17 protein-coding genes are annotated in these 17,960 nt (G+C 62.5%); 11 read left to right on the forward strand and 6 right to left on the reverse strand.

What is annotated here, in order from left to right; translation table 11 throughout:
• The first annotated feature begins 235 nt into the window (after positions 1 to 235).
• The gene (locus ACIQH5_RS16095) at positions 236 to 694 is read left to right on the forward strand and encodes an iron chaperone (RefSeq protein WP_400405161.1); all 459 of its coding nucleotides are present in this window, start codon (positions 236 to 238) and stop codon (positions 692 to 694) included.
• A gap of 27 nt (positions 695 to 721) precedes the next feature.
• On the opposite strand, the gene ACIQH5_RS16100 is transcribed toward ACIQH5_RS16095, so the two are convergent.
• Positions 722 to 1,858: an AI-2E family transporter gene (locus ACIQH5_RS16100; protein WP_400405164.1), complete on the reverse strand. Its 1,137-nt coding sequence runs from the start codon at positions 1,856 to 1,858 to the stop codon at positions 722 to 724.
• A 461-nt stretch (positions 1,859 to 2,319) separates the two neighbouring features.
• Here ACIQH5_RS16100 and ACIQH5_RS16105 point away from each other — a divergent pair, with 461 nt between their 5' ends.
• The 7 genes from ACIQH5_RS16105 (at position 2,320) to ACIQH5_RS16135 (ending at position 9,570) form a co-directional block, all read left to right on the forward strand.
• A complete protein-coding gene (locus ACIQH5_RS16105; protein WP_400405167.1) occupies positions 2,320 to 3,192 on the forward strand; it encodes an NAD(P)H-binding protein in 873 nt (290 codons plus the stop codon).
• Between the two features lie 35 nt (positions 3,193 to 3,227).
• The gene (locus tag ACIQH5_RS16110) at positions 3,228 to 4,274 is read left to right on the forward strand and encodes a saccharopine dehydrogenase (protein WP_400405169.1); all 1,047 of its coding nucleotides are present in this window, start codon (positions 3,228 to 3,230) and stop codon (positions 4,272 to 4,274) included.
• Positions 4,271 to 4,870: a TetR family transcriptional regulator gene (locus ACIQH5_RS16115; protein ID WP_400405171.1), complete on the forward strand. Its 600-nt coding sequence runs from the start codon at positions 4,271 to 4,273 to the stop codon at positions 4,868 to 4,870. Before ACIQH5_RS16110 ends, ACIQH5_RS16115 begins: the two co-directional genes overlap by 4 nt.
• An 11-nt stretch (positions 4,871 to 4,881) precedes the next feature.
• Positions 4,882 to 6,135 (forward strand): alpha-L-fucosidase, encoded by a 1,254-nt coding sequence (locus tag ACIQH5_RS16120; protein ID WP_400405174.1) that lies wholly within the window; start codon positions 4,882 to 4,884, stop codon positions 6,133 to 6,135.
• A gap of 98 nt (positions 6,136 to 6,233) precedes the next feature.
• Positions 6,234 to 7,778 (forward strand): HNH endonuclease, encoded by a 1,545-nt coding sequence (locus ACIQH5_RS16125; protein WP_400405176.1) that lies wholly within the window; start codon positions 6,234 to 6,236, stop codon positions 7,776 to 7,778.
• Between the two features lie 344 nt (positions 7,779 to 8,122).
• A complete protein-coding gene (locus tag ACIQH5_RS16130; protein ID WP_400405340.1) occupies positions 8,123 to 8,677 on the forward strand; it encodes an RNA polymerase sigma factor in 555 nt (184 codons plus the stop codon).
• Positions 8,674 to 9,570, forward strand: coding sequence for a hypothetical protein (locus tag ACIQH5_RS16135; RefSeq protein ID WP_400405179.1), 897 nt, complete (start codon positions 8,674 to 8,676; stop codon positions 9,568 to 9,570). The genes ACIQH5_RS16130 and ACIQH5_RS16135 overlap by 4 nt, the downstream gene beginning before the upstream one ends.
• A 19-nt stretch (positions 9,571 to 9,589) precedes the next feature.
• Here the strand turns inward: ACIQH5_RS16135 and ACIQH5_RS16140 are convergent, their stop codons facing one another.
• Genes ACIQH5_RS16140 through acs form a run of 4 tightly spaced genes read right to left on the reverse strand, consistent with a single transcriptional unit; the run spans position 9,590 to position 14,743 of the window.
• Positions 9,590 to 10,084 carry a CoA-binding protein gene (locus ACIQH5_RS16140; protein WP_090824563.1) on the reverse strand — a complete coding sequence of 165 codons (495 nt, stop codon included), beginning with the start codon at positions 10,082 to 10,084 and terminating at the stop codon, positions 9,590 to 9,592.
• Positions 10,081 to 11,439 carry an O-acetylhomoserine aminocarboxypropyltransferase/cysteine synthase family protein gene (locus ACIQH5_RS16145; RefSeq protein ID WP_400405182.1) on the reverse strand — a complete coding sequence of 453 codons (1,359 nt, stop codon included), beginning with the start codon at positions 11,437 to 11,439 and terminating at the stop codon, positions 10,081 to 10,083. The genes ACIQH5_RS16140 and ACIQH5_RS16145 overlap by 4 nt, the downstream gene beginning before the upstream one ends.
• Positions 11,439 to 12,629, reverse strand: a complete 1,191-nt coding sequence (gene sfnG, locus ACIQH5_RS16150; protein WP_400405185.1) for a dimethylsulfone monooxygenase SfnG — start codon at positions 12,627 to 12,629, stop codon at positions 11,439 to 11,441. Before sfnG ends, ACIQH5_RS16145 begins: the two co-directional genes overlap by 1 nt.
• The gene (gene acs / locus ACIQH5_RS16155) at positions 12,626 to 14,743 is read right to left on the reverse strand and encodes an acetate--CoA ligase (RefSeq protein ID WP_400405187.1); all 2,118 of its coding nucleotides are present in this window, start codon (positions 14,741 to 14,743) and stop codon (positions 12,626 to 12,628) included. The genes sfnG and acs overlap by 4 nt, the downstream gene beginning before the upstream one ends.
• 218 nt (positions 14,744 to 14,961) lie before the next feature.
• On the opposite strand from acs, the gene ACIQH5_RS16160 reads away from it, so the two are divergent.
• The 3 genes from ACIQH5_RS16160 to ACIQH5_RS16170 all read left to right on the forward strand — a co-directional run bounded on the left by ACIQH5_RS16160 (position 14,962) and on the right by ACIQH5_RS16170 (position 16,777).
• A complete protein-coding gene (locus tag ACIQH5_RS16160; protein WP_400405189.1) occupies positions 14,962 to 15,387 on the forward strand; it encodes a CoA-binding protein in 426 nt (141 codons plus the stop codon).
• 140 nt (positions 15,388 to 15,527) lie between these two features.
• Positions 15,528 to 16,328, forward strand: a complete 801-nt coding sequence (locus ACIQH5_RS16165; protein WP_400405192.1) for a polysaccharide deacetylase family protein — start codon at positions 15,528 to 15,530, stop codon at positions 16,326 to 16,328.
• Between the two features lie 38 nt (positions 16,329 to 16,366).
• Positions 16,367 to 16,777: an MmcQ/YjbR family DNA-binding protein gene (locus tag ACIQH5_RS16170; protein ID WP_400405194.1), complete on the forward strand. Its 411-nt coding sequence runs from the start codon at positions 16,367 to 16,369 to the stop codon at positions 16,775 to 16,777.
• A gap of 31 nt (positions 16,778 to 16,808) precedes the next feature.
• Here the strand turns inward: ACIQH5_RS16170 and ACIQH5_RS16175 are convergent, their stop codons facing one another.
• On the reverse strand, positions 16,809 to 17,891 hold the full coding sequence (locus ACIQH5_RS16175; protein WP_400405196.1) for an acyltransferase family protein: 1,083 nt from the start codon (positions 17,889 to 17,891) through the stop codon (positions 16,809 to 16,811).
• Positions 17,892 to 17,960: the final 69 nt, after the last annotated feature.

A 17,960-nucleotide genomic window follows, 5' to 3' on the forward strand; every position in this document is an offset into this window, starting at 1 on the left:
TTCCGGCCGGCCGTTTCTTTCAGCCTCTCTGGCTGACAAGAACTACTGTGCCGGGCCCGGATCAAGAACAAATCCTGCATACCCGCAGCACTTCCTCAGGAAAACCTCAAGACTCCCGCAGGCCAACCAAGCATGCCAACCAGGCAGGCCAATCGAGCAGTTTCGGAGAAGCCACAGATCCGCGGGCAGCCTACCGTTAGGAGTATCAGTTCACAGACCAAGCGGAGCGGACACCATGACGGATTCAGGCAAGCCGGGCACCAAGGAAAAGTCCTACGACGGCTTCACGGAAGAGGAGCGCGCCGCAATGAAGGAGCGCGCGCAGGAACTCAAGAAGGCACCCCGCAAGAAGACGTCCACAGCGGACGGCGAGGCTGATGTCATGGCCAAGATCGCTGAGATGCCCGAGTCGGACAAGCTCATAGCCGAGCGACTCCACGCGATCGTCAAGGAGCACGCACCAGAGCTCACCCCTAAAACCTGGTACGGCATGCCGGCCTATGCCAGGGACGGGAAGAACATCGTGTTCTTCCAGAGTTCCCATAAGTTCAAGGCGCGCTATGCCACGCTCGGCTTTGAAGAGAACGCGAAGCTGGACGAGGGAGCCATGTGGCCCACGTCCTTCGCTGTCACGGAAATGACCCCTGAGGTGGAAGCTCGGATCGTCGAGCTCATCAAGAAGGCGCTCGGGTAGAGGCTGTTATCGAGTGAGTGAGTCGGCTTACGTCGGCTGGCTGTTGGCGGGCGGCAAATCCGGATTCATGGGTTCCAGGTTCGGATCCTCGGCTGTCCAGACTTGAATGATGGCCCAGGTGACGGCCGCGATGGGTACGGCCAGGACGGCGCCGATGATTCCGGCGAGGATGGTGCCTGCCGTCAAGGCCATCAGGATGACCAACGCGTGGAGTTCCAGGGACTTGCCCATGACGATTGGCTGGAGGAGGTCACCTTCGAGTTGGTTGACGGCGATCACTACGATCACTACGATCAGCGCGACGATGGGTCCGTTGGCAACGAGTGCCACCAAGGCCGCCAGGATTCCGGCCACCGTGGCACCCACCAGGGGGATGAACGCGCCAATGAACACGATGATCGCCAAAGGGATGGCCAACGGAACCTGCATGATGAGTAGGGCCGCGCCGATGGCCACCGTATCCACTAATGCGACGATCGCCGTTCCACGGACGTAGCCACCAAGGACCTCCATGGTCCGCTTGCCAACACGGCGGAGCTTCGCTTCCCGCACGCCTTTGAAGGGGCGCAGGAAGAACTCCCAGATTTTGGCGCCGTCCTTGAGGAAGAAGAACAGGATGATGACCACCAGGCTGGCGCCGGCCAGGAACTCAGTGACCACGGACAACCCGGTCACTGTTCCGGAACGCACCTGGCTGCTCTGCGCGAATTCAACCACGGCTTCGCGCGCCTGATTCAGTTGCTCTCGATCAAGGGGGAGCGGCCCGTTCAGCAGGAAGTTCTCGAGTTCGTCCAGCCCACCTGCTGCCTGACTGATCAGCTCGTCCCACTGGCTGCGCACCGACAACACGATGACAGTTATCACTCCGCCGAGCACTATCAACAAGCCCAGGAAGGCGACGCCGGTGGCCAGGCCCCCGCGCCATCCGCGGCGTCGCAGCATATTCACAAAGGGGCCGATGGCCGCGGCCAGAATCAAGGCGATGAGGACCGGGATGACAAGCAGCCGGATCTGGAGCAGCCCGAAAACAGCCACCACGGTCAGGACCAAGATGAGCAGTATCTGGCTTGCCCGGACAGCCGTCCGGCCCAGTGAGTCCTTCCAAAGATCGGGCTTGGGTGGCTTGCGTACGGAAACGCTGGCTGTTTCCTCGGATGCCGTCATGGTGAGCTCCTGTTCCTTCACATCGGTCAACCGATGAGACCAAACATAAGCCTACTGATTATTTTCCTCGCCTGGCGACGCTCTTCAGGGGATGCGCCAGCTAGTGAGTCGGATCAGGATGCGGCGGAACAGGTCCTGGATCAGGAATCGGCGATGGGCCCGGGCTTGGATTCGGATCCGGAATGGGGCTCGGCGGAAACGGCGTAGTGGGATCCGGGGGTGGCGGCACAGGTCCGGGATCGGGAGGAAATGGCTCAGGCTCGTGGGTTGGAGGCAGTGTCACGGTATCTCTCCTTTGCGTACTGAAGGGTATTGCTCCGGCAGATAACTGCAGCCTACTCCCGGTTTCCACTCGGCTACAGGGTTGCCCTTCGCACTTAGCGGACAGAAATGGACCGCAATGCTGGCTACCGTGGGAAACAAGGACGCTGGGAAACGAGGACCCTGGGAGGGGCGTGGAGATGCGAATTGCAGTAGCAGCACCAACCGGCCACGTAGGCCGTCATCTAGTGCCGATGCTGATCCGGGCCGGAGTGAAGCCGCTGCTGCTGCTCCGCGACCCCGACCGTCTGGCTCCGGATGTCCGTCCTGAAGTAGATGTGGCAGAGGTTGACCTGCTCGACGCCGACGCTGTGGTCCGGGCCGTATCCGGCGTCGATGCCCTTTATTGGGTGGACCCGCCTCCGGCGGGCCATAATCCGCTGGCCGAGTACAAGCTGGCCACCGCCAGCGCGGCGAGAGCGGTCACTGAGGGCGGCGTGGGCAGGGTGGTTTTCCAGAGCAGCGTCGGGGCCGAGAGGCGGCACGGCATGGGCGAAATCGACGGACTGGCCGCCACCGAGGTTGCCTTGAATGCGACGGATGCCAATGTGGTCCACCTGCGCTGTGGCTACTTCTTTACCAACCTTGAGTACCAAGTGGACGCGATTCGAGCCGGAGCGCTTCAGGTTCTTCTTCCCGTCAACCAGCCCATGGCCTGGGTCTCGCCCCGGGATATTGCTGAGGTGGCAGCCGGGCGCTTGTTGTCGGAGGAGTGGCGCGGGCGCATCGTCCAGGCCGTTCATGGACCAGCCGATCTTTCATGGCAGCAAGTTGTAGGCATCATTTCCGAGGCCGTGGGGAAGCCCTTGGAGGTGGAGCGTATTCCGGAGGAAGAAATGCGCGGTACTTTGGCTGGCTTCGGGATGAGTGCTGAGCAGATTGACTCATTGGTGGGTATGTCCACGGGGTTCCTTGGCGGTTTCACCCCTGAGCAGGAGAGGTCCGTCCACAGCACAACGCCAACCACTTTGGCCGAGTGGGCCTATACCGAACTGAAGCCGATGCTCCAATAACCACATTTTAGGTCATATGACCTAGAATTGTTTTCATGAACGATCTCCTCGAACTCGATACCGCCGGTCCTGTGCTGATCGTTGGCGGCTACGGCACCGTCGGCACAGCCCTCACGCGATTGGCCGCCGCTGAATGGCCCCTGCTCCTGACGGGCCGGAACCCCCAGCGCGGCAGCCACCTGACCAACGGCAGGGTGGAGGTTCGGAAATGGGACCTCAACCAGGCCGAACCCTTCGCCGCTAAGGTCAGGGCAGTCATCAGCACCGTCAACGATCCCGACGACAGGGTGCTTCGCGCCGCCGTCGGCTCCGGCATTCCGTACGTTGACGTCACTCGTTGGACCAGCCGCGTTACCAGGGCGCTCACCTTGGCCACCCTTCTCAGGCCCACAGCTCCCGTGCTACTGAGTTCCGGATGGATGGGTGGCGTTACCAACATCGTCGCAGCCTTCCTGGCCCAAGAACTGGGCGGGGCCGAGCAGGTGGACGTCGCCATCCGCTATGACACGAGCGACCAAGCCGGCGCAGATTCCGTCGATTTCATTGACAGGCTGGGAGTGGACTTCGAAGTACGCAAAGGCGGTAAGGCCGCCGTCGTACGCCCCCTCACTGACACGCGCCTGGTGGACATTGCCGGGCACCGCACCAAAGTGGCGCGGCTCGATACTCCTGAACAGTTCACTTTGCCGCTGACTCTGGGAGCCGGCTCGGTAGCCACACGGATCGGCTTCAGTTCCAAGACGTCCACGACGGCGTTGCTCGCCGCGCGGGCGGCGGGACTGTTCCGCTGGGGTAGCGGGGAGCGGTGGGCGCCGCTGCGTCGTTCGCTGTTGTACTCGCCCGGATCGGGAGGAATCGCGCACATTCGTGTTGATGTGAAGGGGCCGCTCGGGGCAAAAACGGCTGTCATTTCTGATCCGCAAGGGCAGGCGCACCTCACCGCGTTGGGTGGTTTGCTGGGGCTGCACACCGTCCTCGGAGCAGCAGCTGAGCCCGGCGTTTCCTTTCCCGAATCCACACCGGCGTTGGGCTCGATGGTAGCGAAACTCGAATCACACGGTGTGACAATATTGAGGTCATGACCGAAAGCAAGGGCGCCCTGAGGAAGGCGGCGCTCCTTGACGCCGCTGAAGAAGTACTGGTCACCAAGGGCAACGCAAACGCCGCGATGCGGGATTTCGCCGCGGCCGCAGGCGTACGTATCGGGCACCTGCAGCACTACTTTCCTACGCGGGCGGACCTGATCCGGGCCGTCCTGGAAAGGACGCTTGACCGCTCATTGCAACGGCTCGCGGAGGTGGCAGGGCTCGACCTCGAACCCGAGGCGGCGGGCGAGCTGACCCGGGACGATTCCCACCGGCTTCTCACCGCGCTGCTCCAGGAGCACTCGGACCTCGAGGACGTAAAAATGCACCTTGAGATCTGGGCGCTGGCGTCCTCGGACGAGCAGGCGGCCTCCGCGCTGCGGTCCTTTTACGCACAGTATGCAGCCCATGTACAGGGTGTGGTTCGGCGGGGGAGGACTGACCTCCACGACTCGACCGCAGCTGGTATCGCGGCCGCGATCGTGAGTCTCTTCGAGGGCGCTGCTGTGACACGCTCGTCCATCGCGGGCCTGAGAACAGAACCCGGAGACCAAGCCATCATCCGCACGGCCCAGTGGTTGATCCACGGTTAGGAACCATCTCAGTGACCCAGCTTGTTCCAACTCCAGCCCAGTTCCGCTGGCAGCAGCTCGAATTCGGTGTGTTCATCCACTTTGGCATCAACACGTTTGCCGGCAAGGAATGGAGCGATGGCACCATACGGGCGTCGAGATTTAACCCCACAGAACTCGACGCCGGCAGCTGGGTCCGCGCGGCGAAGGACGCCGGCGCCCGGTACTTGATCCTGACGGCCAAGCACCACGACGGTTTTTGTCTCTGGCCGACGGACACCACGGACTACTCCGTCGCGTCATCGCCGTGGCGGGGCGGGAAGGGAGACGTTGTCAGGGACGTTGCCGAAGCCTGTGCGGACAACGGGATTGGGCTGGGTCTCTACCTGTCCCCGTGGGACCGCAACGCTGACTGCTACAGCGATCCCGCGGCCTACGACGACTTCTACGTCCGGCAACTCACCGAGCTCTGCACAGGATACGGACCCCTGATGGAGCTGTGGTTCGACGGCGCGGGTTCGGTGGGCCGTGAGTACAACTGGGACAAGATCATCGCTGTTGTTAAGGAACACCAGCCAGACGCCATGATCTTCAACATGGGCCAGCCCACCATACGCTGGGTGGGAAACGAAAATGGACTGGCTACGGACCCCGTCAACTACGTTGTGGACCGCACATCCGACACCCAGTACACCGATTCCAGCTCCGGGCTGCACGCCGAACACTACTTACCGCCGGAGTGCGACGTCTCCATCCGGCGCGGCTGGTTCTGGCATCCGGACGACGAACCGAAATCCGTGGAGCACCTCCTTGCCATCTATTACCAATCGGTGGGAATGGGCGCGAACCTCCTCCTGAACCTGCCGCCAGACACCCGCGGGTTGATTCCTGATGAGGACGTCCGTGTTCTCGCCTTGTGGAAAGCGGAGTTGGATCGTCGCCTCTCCGGGGCAGTTGAGGCCTCCGTGGAACATGACGACGGCGGTGCGACCCTGAGTTTTCCGGCCGCGGTCGCTTTCAACCATCTGGAGTTGGTGGAGGACCTCAGCTCGGGGCAGCGAATTACCCGCCATGTGGTGTCTAACGAAGGCGTGAACCTTCTTGAGGGGATGACGGTGGGCAGCCGGCGTATCCACCAACTGCCCGTCACCACGGCAACAGAATTGCGCGTGACGTTGGCAGGGGGCGGTCGTCTGGTTTCGGCGCGGGTCTACACCGGTGCCCTGGACGCTCATGTTCCTGTGATCCCCGACGGATATGAAGCCCCCACGGACGCTCCGGAGTAGCTCTTTCGGCACCTTCCTAGGCGCGAGCTAATAATGTCGGTGGCTGCTGACATGGTTAGTTCATGGAGCAGGTTCGGGAAAGTCGAGTGGGTACGGGGATGTCTCGTGCGCTTGTTCCTGTCGCTCCTGCGAACGTTTTGCTCGCGGCTCCGTCCAGCACCGTTAGTAGTGATTTGATCGAGCAATTGCGGGTGTTGGAGGAGATGAAGTCGGCTATCACTGCGTTGCAGGCGCGGGTTGCTGTGGCTTTTGATCTAGCCCAGCGCGCCGAGCAAGCTGAGGCTGGTGTTCCTGCGTCCGAGCGTGGCCAGGGGGTGGGCGCTCAGGTGGCGTTGGCGAGGCGGGAGTCCCCGAATCGTGGGTCACGGTTGCTTGGCTTGGCGAAGGCGCTTGTTGTGGAGATGCCCCACACTTTGGCTGCGTTGCAGTCCGGGCTCTTGAATGAGTGGCGCGCCACCCTTCTTGTGAAGGAAACCGCGTGTCTCTCTGTTGAGGACCGAGCTGCGGTGGATGAGGAACTCGCACCCGATACCGGGACGTTTGATGGGAAGGGCGATAAGGCGATTGTTGCGGCGGTGAAGGCTGCTGCGTATCGTCGTGATCCGCGCTCGGTGGCGGGTCGTGCCAGTCGTGCCGCGGCGGAACGGACCGTGAGCCTGCGTCCGGCGCCGGACACCATGACCTACCTGACCGCGCTGTTGCCGGTGGCTCAGGGTGTGGCTGTTTATGCGGCGTTGACCCGGGCCGCTGACTCGGCCCGTTCCACCGGCGGCACCGGATCGGGCGGTGCTTCCGGTCCGAGTGTTGTCCCGACCCGCGGCCAAGTCATGGCCGACACTTTGGTCGAGCGGGTGACGGGGACCGCGGGCGGGTTCTCGGGGATCAACCTGGACCTGGTCATGACCGACCGGACCCTGTTTCAGGGAGACAGTGAACCGGCGCGGCTGAGGGGTTACGGGATCGTCCCGGCCGAGTGGGGAAGGGAGCTCCTGGGGTTGGGGCAAGCCGCAAACTCAAGGCCGGCGAACTCCGGACAGGCGAACTCCGGACGGGCCACCTCTGGACCGGCAAACCCCGGACGGGCCACCTCTGGGCGGACGAACACCGGGCGGGCGAAATCCGGACGGGCAAACACCGTCTCAGGGCCAGTGAACCCTAGTCACCTACAGACAGCACAGGAGCCGAGCAGGGCAGGTCAGGAAGTGCCCGAAGCACCGGAAGCCCCGGATCCGGAGCTCACCGTCTGGCTGCGACGGCTCTACACAGCACCGGGCACGGGAGAACTCCTGGCCACAGATTCCAAGGCCCGGCTGTTTACCGGTCGGCTCAGGCGATTCATCGAAACCCGTGACGACACCTGCCGCACCCCGTACTGCGACGCGCCCATCCGGCACATTGACCATGTGGTTTCCTGGCAGTCCGGCGGAAAAACGAACCTCACCAACGGCGCAGGACTATGCGAAGCGTGCAACCACACTAAAGAACACCCCGGCTGGACCACCAGAACACTCCACGGTGAGACTCATGGGGGCACCCACGGGGGCGCATACGGTGTGCACACCCTGGAAGTCACCACCCCCACAGGCCACACCTACCAATCCAAAGCCCCACCCCTGCCAGGACACCACCCCGCCAGGACGTAGCTGTTGAGAGGCTTCTTTCTGGCTCGAACGCGCCTGGTGAAAAGTTTTTCAAAAAGTTCGTACCCCCGCGTAACCCTTTGGGGTGCCGTGACGATTACGTCTTTGAAAGGGCCGAGCTGGAATTTGTCCCCCATCATGTTCCAGCTCGGCTCTTCTTTGTCCCGAGGAGTTTGGTCTCGGGTGGTTTGGTCCCGAGGGTGTTTGTTAGGTTGTTTGTTGGGCCTGCGGGTCCTCCTTTGGAAGGCCGGGCAGAGCAGTTACCCTTGGTGGGGTCGTCCGTTGGTGACATGGCGGATGTCCAGGTCCAGGCAACGGACCTGCCGCCGATCGAAAGCCTCATTCCTGTGACCGACGCATTGACCGATGAAGCGCTACATGCACTCAAGGGCAATAACGCGGAACTGTTCGGCGCCGTCTACCAGGCTTACGCCGGTCAGGTTCTCGGTTATCTGACGGCCAAGGGTGTGTCAGATCCGGAAGCAGTCACGCAGGACGTGTTCCTCGCCGTCCTGCCCCGGCTGGATGACATCAGCGGCGGAGTTCATGGCCTCCGGACCTTCATTTTCTCCGTGGCTCATGCCCGCATGGTGGATGAGCATCGGAAGCAAAGCAGGTCGCCGGAACAGCAGGAGTTTGAGCCGGACCGGGACACCCGGGAAGTGAGTTCCGCAGAGACGGAAGCTATGGGACTCTTGGCACCCAAGGAGGTCATGAGACTCCTGGACTACCTCGGCGACGAGCAGCGGGAGGTCTTAACCCTTCGCATCGTGGCAGGCCTGACCGTTGAACAGGTTGCCGACATCATGGGGAAATCCGCCGGGGCAGTGAAACAGCTGCAGCGGCGGGCACTCATTACGCTCCGTGAGCATTCGGCAGTAAAGGAATACGTGGCGCCATGACATCCAGAGATAGCGAACGCGAAGCGACGGTGGACGAGCTACTGCTCGACGCCGATGCCGCCGACTCGTCTGAACTCCGGCTTGCTCTCCTCTCCATGGGATCCCTCGCCAACCTTGCGGCCCCAACACCGGGTGCGGAGCTTTCCGCCATGCTGGCCGGCCCGCATGACGAAGTCAGCAAACGCCGTTGGAGGCACAAACACCGCACCGCCGTAATAGGCGTGGCCGTGGTGGCAGCCATGGGCCTGGGCGTCAGTGGAGTTGCTGCCTCAAGCTCCGGGTTCACCCGGAACCCGTCCTTCATAGATGAACTTCTGGGCAACGTCCGGCCGCAGCCGGCGGCCGCCGCACCCGCACTGCCGATTCCCGACGCCCCGCGCGTCATCACGGAACCCGCCCCGGTGGTAGATCCAGCCGCGATTCCGACGGATCCGCCCGCTGGCTCCATACCGGTGCCCGGCAATGTTGCACCTGTCGAAACTCCCGCGCTGGCGCAGGCACAGGCCCAGACGCACGCACATGCGCAGGCGCAGTCACAGCCGCAGGCGCCGGTTGTGGTTCAAGCGCCAGCCGCGGCCCCCGAGCAGCCATCCGCTGGTACCGCCCATAACAGCAGCACACCGGGCGGCGCCCCACAGCCACAGCCCAACACTTTGCCGAATCCAGCCCCGAACCTGCAGGCAAAGCCCGGCTCGGGCAAGGAGGAGAAGCAGCAAGCTGCCCGGCCTGATGCTTCGCTGCAGGGCGCCGGTAAACCAGCAAAGACTGTGCCCGGGGCGGATGGAGCCAAACCCGGACACCTGCCTCCCGGACTCGGCAACGAGCGAGCAGAAGAGCAGTTAAAGGACGCCGCGAATAAGTGGAAGCAGTGGCTTAAACGCGGCGACCACTAAACGCGGTGACCACTAAAAGCTAGGCGAGCACCTGGCGCTTGGAAGAGATCACGCCGGTGTCGAAGCCGGCCAGGTGGAGCCCGCCATGGAAGCGGGCGTGCTCGATCTTCACGCAGCGGTCCATCACCACGTTCAGGCCCGCCGTCTCGGCGTCGCGGGCAACGTCCTCATGCCACGAACCAAGCTGCAGCCACAAGGTCTTGGCCCCTGCGGCGACGGCTTCGTCCAGCACTCCGGGGAGATCGTCGTGCTTGCGAAACACGTCCACGATGTCCGGAGACTCGGGCAGATCGGCCAGTGAAGCGTACGTCGGCTGGCCCAGGATTTCCTTGACCACAGGGTTCACGAAGTACACCTTGTAGCGCGTTGACGACTGCAAGTAGGTGGCCACGAAGTAGCTGGCCCGGGACGGTTTGTCTGAGGCCCCAACAATGGCGATGGATTTGGCCTCGCGCAGGAGCGCCAGGCGTTCCGGAGCAGATGGGCCGTCCCAAGTGCGTTCTGCGGTGCTCATGCCTTCGCTCCTACAGTCTGGGTGCCAACAGTGCAGGCATCCGCGGGTTCTTCATCAACCAAGGAAACAGCCGATTGGGCCTCGGTCAGCGCCTGGTCCAGGTCCCAAAGAATGTCCTCCAAGTCCTCCAGGCCCACCGAAATGCGGACCAGGTCCTCGGGGACACCTGCGGACTCGAGCTGTTCGGCACTGAGCTGCTGGTGCGTGGTGGAGCCGGGGTGGATGACCAGGGTGCGCGAATCGCCCACGTTGGCGAGGTGCGAGGCCAGCTGCAAGGATTCGATGAATTTTTGGCCGGCCGCGCGTCCACCGGCAACGCCGAACGAGAACACCGAACCCGGACCCTTGGGCAGGTACTTTTGTGCTCGTTCGAAGTGCGGGTGTGAGGGCAAACCTGAGTAGTTCACGTAGGCCACACGAGGATCGGCGTCGAGCCATTCGGCCACGGCCTGTGCGTTCTTCAGGTGTTCGTCCAGGCGCTGGGGGAGTGTTTCAACGCCCTGCAGCAGCTGGAAGGCGGACAGTGGCGAGAGGGCCGGGCCAATGTCGCGCAAGTGTTCGCAGCGCAGCTTGGTGAGGAAGCCGTACTCGCCGAAGTTGCCCCACCAGGACACGTTTCCGTAGGAGGGCACGGGCTCGGTCATCATGGGGAACTTGCCGTTGCCCCAGTTGAAGCGCCCGCTCTCCACGATCACGCCGCCCAGGGTGGTGCCGTGTCCGCCCAGGAACTTCGTGGCTGAATGGATCACGATGTCGGCGCCGTGCTCGAACGGCCGCACGAGGTAAGGCGTGCTCAAGGTGGCGTCAACCACCAGGGGGATACCGGCGTCGTGAGCTACCTTGGCCAGCCCCGCGAGGTCCTGGACTTCCGACGACGGGTTGGCCACCACCTCGACGAACAGCGCCTTGGTGTTCTCCTGAAAGGCGGCTGCGTAGTCGGCTGGATCCGTTCCGGGCACGAACGTGGTGTCCACGCCGAAGCGGCGAAGGGACACGTCCAGCTGCGTGACCGTGCCGCCGTAGAGCTGGGAAGCCGCCACGATATGGTCGCCGGACTGGGTCAGCGCGGCGAAAGTAATGAACTCGGCGGCCATGCCCGACGACGTTGCTACCGCCCCGATCCCGCCTTCAAGGGAGGCGATGCGCTCTTCGAAAGCCGCGACAGTGGGGTTGCCGATGCGCGAGTAGATGTTGCCGTATTTCTGCAGCGCGAAGAGGTTGGCGGCATCATTGGTGTCTTTGAAGACGAAGGACGTCGTCTGGTAGATCGGTACCGCGCGGGCGCCGTGCTCGGCGTCGGGAGTGCCGCCGGCGTGCAGGGCGCGGGTCCGGAACCCGAAGGTGCGGTCAGCCATTAGACGGCCACCGACTCGGCGACGGGCGTGTTGGAGAGATCCAGTTCGGTACCGTTCTTACGGGCGAGGTCGGCCTCGAGTTCGCGGACGATCGGCAGGATGTCCTGGCCGAAGGCAGCCACTTCTTCCTGGAAGTGCAGGTAACCGGTGAGGAACAGGTTCACACCGATCTTCTTGTACTCCACGATCCTCTCGGCAATCTGCTCCGGTGTGCCGATCAGTTGGGTCTTGAAACCGTCGTTGTACTGGACCAAGTCCTCGAACGTGGAGTCCGCCCACATGCCCTTGCCATCCTTGGTGGACGGTCCGGCTTCCTGTACGGCATCCCGGAAACCCTGGACTGCGGGCTTGTGTGCCTTCTCCACGATCTCACGAAGAGTGTCGCGGGCTTCCTTCTCCGAACCGCGGGCAAGCACGAAGCCGTTGAGGCCGAACTTCGGCAAGGACAGTGCGCCCTCGGTGCCCCGCTTCGTCTCGCCGGATGCTGCCACAACGCCGGCGATGTTCTCCTTGAAGCCCTCAAGGTCCTTGCCGTTGGAGAAGTACCAGTCGGCGACGCGGCCGGCGGTGGCCTGTGCCGCCGTCGAGTTTCCACCGAAGAAGACTTCCGGATGGGCTCGGCCGGGAACGTTAACGGGCGCCGGGTTCAGCGTGAAGTCGGTGATGTTGTAGTACTTGCCGCCCTGGCTGTAGCCCTGCTCGGTCCACAGGCCGCGGAGCACCTTGATGAATTCCTCGGTGCGGACGTAGCGCTCATCGTGTTCCAGCCATTCGAGGCCGAAGTTGGTGAACTCGCTCTTGAGCCAGCCCGAGACGATGTTAACGGCGGCGCGGCCGTTGGAGATGTGGTCCGCGGTGATGATGTACTTCGCCAGGACGCCGGGGTGCCACATGCCCGGGTGGACGGCGGCGATGACCTTGAGGCGCTCGGTCGCAGCCAGCAGTGCCAGGCTGAAGGACGTGGCCTCGTGCTGCTTGTCTGCGCCATAGGAAGCGGCATAACGGGTCTGTGTGAGGGCGTATTCGAAGCCGGAGTTCTCCGCGATCTGCGCCAGTTTCTTGTTGTAGTCGAAGTCCCAACCGGTGCGCTGCTCGATGGTGGACACCACCAAACCGCCGGACACGTTGGGAACCCAATAGGCAAACTTGAGCGGTTCGGAGAGCCGGGCGACGTTGCTGATCTCAGTCATGAATTTTCCTTTACTAGGGCCCGCTCGCGCAGGACGTCCTGGATTCCGGCAATTGCCGGTTCGTTCTGGAGTGAGGTGGTATCGCCCAGGGCGGTCCCCTCAAAGAGTTGGGTCAGCAGCCGGCGCATGATTTTGCCGCTGCGGGTCTTGGGTACGTCAGCCACCACGACGACGTCGCGCGGCTTGGCGATGGGGCCGATCTCCTTGGCAACGTGGTTGCGCAAGTTCGCGGCGACTTGGGCGGGAGCGTCGCCTGAGGTGTCGCTGCGAAGCACGACGAACGCGACCACTGCGTGCCCGGTGGTGGGATCGGCCACCGGACAGACCCCGGCCTCCACCACCTCCGGATGTGACACCAGGGCGGACTCGATCTCGATGGTGGACAGCAAGTGCCCGGAGACGTTGAGGGTGTCGTCCACCCGCCCGAGGATCCAAATGTCGCCGTCGGAATCGTATTTTGCGCCGTCCCCGGCAAGGAACCAACCTTGCTCCGCGTACTGGCTCCAATAGGAGTCGAAGTAGCGGCGCGGGTTGCCCCACACGGTCCGGGCGATGGCTGGGCCTGGGCGGTCCACCACGATGAAGCCTTGGACGCCGGGCTCCGAAAGGGCTCCGGACTCATCAACGACCCGTGTGCTCACACCGGGAAGTGGCCGTGCGGCACAACCGGGTTTGAAGTCTGTGTCCGTGGGAGCGGGGGACATGATGGTGGCGCCTGTTTCGGACTGCCACCACGTGTCCACCATGGGAGCCGTACCGCCGCCGATGTTGTCGCGGAGCCAGCGCCAGGCCTCGGGGTTCACCGCTTCTCCCACGGTTCCCAAAACACGGATGGAGGAGAAATCGTAGCTTTCCGGCACACCGTCCGGGAACCAGCCCATGAGGGAACGGACCAGCGTGGGCGCCGTGTAGTACTGGGTGACCTTGTAGCGTTCGATGATCTCGAAATGCCGGCCGGGATGCGGGGTGTTGGGCGTGCCCTCGAAGATCACCTGGGTGACGCCGTTGGAAAGTGGCCCGTAGATCTCGTAGGTGTGGGCGGTGACCCAGGCAAGGTCAGCAGTGCACCAGTGAACGTCTGTTTCCCGCAAAGACGGGTCCGGGTTGCTGAACAGATACTCGAAACTCCAGGATGCCTGGGTGAGGTAGCCACCCGAAGTATGGACCAGGCCCTTGGGCTTTCCCGTGGTCCCGGAGGTGTACATGATGAACAGGGGAGTCTCGGCGTCGAAAGCGTCAGGCTCGTGGACGTCCGAGGCGGTGTCAACGACGTCGTGCCACCACACGTCGCGGCCTTCCTGCATGTTGACGGTGGCCAGGTCCGCAGCCGAAGTGGTCCGATTGATGACCAACACATGCTCGATGGCGTTGTCACCGGCTACGGCGGCATCGGCATTCGCCTTGACCGGCACAGCCACCCCGCGACGGTACTGACCATCCGTGGTCACCAACAACTTCGCCTGTGTGTCCTCCACGCGGAAACGCAGCGCTTCCGCGGAGAAACCGCCGAAAACCAGCGAGTGGATGGCTCCGATGCGGGCTACCGCCAGAGTGATGATCACCGTCTCGGGAATCACGGGAAGGTAAATCACCACGCGGTCACCCTTGGTGATGCCAAGCTTCAGGAGCGCGTTCGCCGCCTTGGATACCTCGCGCTGCAGCTCCGCGTAGGTGATGGCGCGGCGGTCACCGGGTTCACCTTCGAAGTACAGGGCCACCTTGTCACCCCTGCCGGCAAGCACGTGCCGGTCCACGCAGTTGTACGCAACGTTGAGTTTGCCGCCGTCGAACCACTTGATGTCAGGACCCAGGCCCGCTTCCACGTCCGTGGGTTTCCAACTGTGGGCGGTGTGCCACGGCTGATCCCAGTGCAGGCGGTGTGCCTGCTCTTCCCAGAAAGCGACTGCTGAACCGCTGTCATCAAAACCGCTGGCATCAAAACCGCGTTGACGCGCCCGCTCGCCGGAGTCAGCGCCGTGCACTGCGCCGTCCGTGGGCTCAGTCGAGGACCATCCCGATGAGCCGTGAAGGGAGCCGGGCGCGTCAAGCAGCCCTGCTTCAGAGGCCGTCGCGTCCGAAGTGGTGTGTGAAATTTTGGGTACGGCAGACGTCATGGGAAATCTCCATGCCTGGAGTCGGCGCAGTGCGAACGAAAGGGATGGTCGCCCTTTGTGTCGCCGGGATGGTCGTTCTCCACTAAAGCCGATCGTTCATTTGACTCATAATCGTGCGGTCGCTCTGCGTAATATTCACTGATCGGGCCACGAAAGCGACCAAAGATGCAGAATATTCGGCAAAGTTGCTCGGAGGGGGCCGGGAGTAAGCTTGGGTGATGATGCATGTCAACGATCCGGCCGTCGTGGACCGGTTGATGCGAACAAAGGGCACCTGGGCGATAGTCGGCCTCAGCACCAATCAGTGGCGCTCCGCCTATGACGTCTCGCTCTACGTCCGGGACAAGATGGGCATGGAGATCATCCCGGTCAATCTCAAGGGCGAGGATGTGCACGGAGAAAAGGGGTACAAAACCCTGGCTGACATCCCCGCCGCGAAGCACCCGATTGATGTGGTGGATTGCTTCGTCAACTCCCAGCGGGTTGGGGCCGTCATTGACCAGGCGATTGCCATTGGTGCCAAGGCCGTGTGGCTGCAGCTGGGCGTGTTCGATGACGAGGCCACACAGCGTGCCAAGGACGCGGGACTCGACGTCGTGGTGAACTCCTGCCCGGCACGCGAGGGCTGGCATTACGGCTTGTAATTCGCCGGACGTTTTCCTCTGCTAGATTTCAGCTGAATCATTTTTTCAGTCTTTGGGGGACAACCATGTTCGGCGACCATTCTCCGGTGCTCTCTTCGGCTCCCTCCAGACGGGCCGTCTTCAGTGTTTTAGGGGCGTCCATGGTGGCCGGCCTGACGGCGTGCAGTACCGCTGAAACCTCGACGCCGGTGCAGACGCCCACTAGCGCTGGCGCGTCGCCTGACGTTCCGGGTCCCAACGGTGCGCTGGCCGTGGGAGACGAGGTTCCGACGTCGTCCGCTTCTCCGACTCCCACCCCCACCAAGCGCATCCGGCGCACGTTCATCCCGGACTATCAACTGCCGCCGATTGTGGGCGGGTTGGCGCCGGTGATCACCAAGATTGAAACCAAGCATCCGGTGGTATTCCTGACCATCGATGACGGCAACATCAAAACGCCTGAATCGATCAAACTCATGGCGGAGTACGACTATCCGGCCTCGCTGTTCCTGACCAAGGACACAGTGGCGGACAACCCGGCGTTCTTCAACGCGTTCAAAGCGCAGGGCAGCTTGGTGGAAAACCACACGGTCACGCACAACATCAACATGGTCCGGCAATGGGGCTACCAGCAGCAGTTGAACGACATGGTGGGAATGCAGGAGTACTCGTTCCAACACTACGGCCGCCGCCCTACCCTCTTCCGGCCCCCGGGAGGCGCGTACTCCAACGTGATGCGCCAAGCTGTGGCTGATGCAGGGATGAAGGCCATAGTGACGTGGGAGGCCAAGGCGAACGCCGGGAAGATGGACTACCAGGTGGGCAACTCACTGCGTCCGGGCGATATTGTGCTCATGCACTTCCGGGCTGAGTTTGCAGCTGACCTGGCCGCCTTCCGCGCTGCCCAATTGGCCGCGGGACTTGAAGTGGTGTTGCTGGAGGACTTCCTGGGCGTCGCGTAGGCGTGGCCCAGGCAGGGAGTGAACAGTAGGCTCTCCTCATGGACGTTCCCACCCTTCGCGAGATTTGCCTCAGCTTTCCCGGCGCGTTCGAAGACTTCCCGTTCGGCCCCGAGACCTCCGTGTTCAAGGTGCGGTCCGCCGTCGCGGGTGGGGCCCGGCACGAGGCCAAAATGTTCGCGCTGTCCTCCATGGATCCGGACGACTGGTCCGTGAGCCTCAAATGCGAGCCGGCGTTGGCTGAGCAACTACGGGCAGCAAATCCGGAGATCACCGGCGCCTGGCACATGAACAAGACCCATTGGAACGGAGTCCGCCTGGACGGGGCCCTGTCCGATGCCATGATCCGGGACATGGTGGAGGACTCCTATGACCTGGTGGTGGCCACGCTGAGCCGCAAACAACAGGAGCAACTGGGCTGGGCAAGGCTCGCAAAACCGCAGGGTGCCTGACACGCCCGTGGTGGCCTGCTGATCAGCCCTGCTAATTTGTACCGCTAGCCGGAGTTGCCATGCGGTTGCGAGTAGCAGTAAGCGATTTCCCCCGCCGAATAAGAGGTTGTTCAATGACGCGCGCCATGATTTCCGCGACGCCGAATGACAGTAAGGCCGCGAGAACCAGGCGTAGGAGGGCCATGCCTAAGTTTTCCTGGCCGGGCGGTATCACCAAATTCACGCCGTCGATGCAAAACAGATGGAAGAGATAGATGGCGTAGGTCCTGGTCCCAATGAAGGTGATGGGCTTAAGGGCCAGCACTCCCGTCAGGGCGGACGTTCCCAGAATGATGGAGGGGAACAGTAACGCCACAGCGTATGAGAAGACCACGTGTGCGTGACCACTGCCGTCTCCTCCGGGGAGGACAGGATCCAGAATGAACGCGATGATGGCCAGGGGTATGAGTGCCATGGCAATCCGTGGACGGGATAGCGCTGCCATGGCCGTGAAGCCCCGATTTGAATGCATGAGCAGGGCTACTACGCAGCCCGCAAGAATGGCGGTGTAGGTGCCGAAATAGCGTAGGCCATCCACGTAACTGAACACTGATGAGCAGACCAGAAGAATGCCGGCTACCGTAAGGCGGTGCTTCTTGAACAGAGGGATGGCGAACATGAGGAACGGCCAAATGACGTAGAACTTTTCCTCGATGCCCAAGGACCAGCTGTGTACGAAAGTCCCGCCACCGGCGAGGTCGCCATTGAACGTTGCAAGCAGCGGTAGCCGCTGCGCGAAATTGCCGGCACCTGCCCCCAGGCCGAAAGCGAAGACTCCAACCGCCGCGATTGATAGGGCGATGTAGTAGAGGGGCAGAATTCGGAAGGCCCGCCTGATGTAGAACCTGGAAATCGAGATCCGGCCACTGCGCCGTTCTTCCCTGATCAGGAGTGAGGTGATGAGGAATCCGCTGATCACAAAGAAGAGGGTCACACCCAGGCCACCGTTGAGGAAGCCCCAAACGCCGGGGTCGCTCATGTGCGAGATCAGGACGAGAGCAATGCTGACTGTCCGCAGCCCGTCCAATTGCGGCCAGTACCGTGCCGTCAGGAATGATGACTCAAATTTTTCCACAGTTCCCCTAGAAGATGTTGGCTCTGGAGCCGTCGCCCTACCCTCCCATCCCTGGCCTGCACCCCCGTA

The organism is Paenarthrobacter sp. NPDC091711 (genome assembly GCF_044756605.1).
GTDB lineage: Bacteria > Actinomycetota > Actinomycetes > Actinomycetales > Micrococcaceae > Arthrobacter.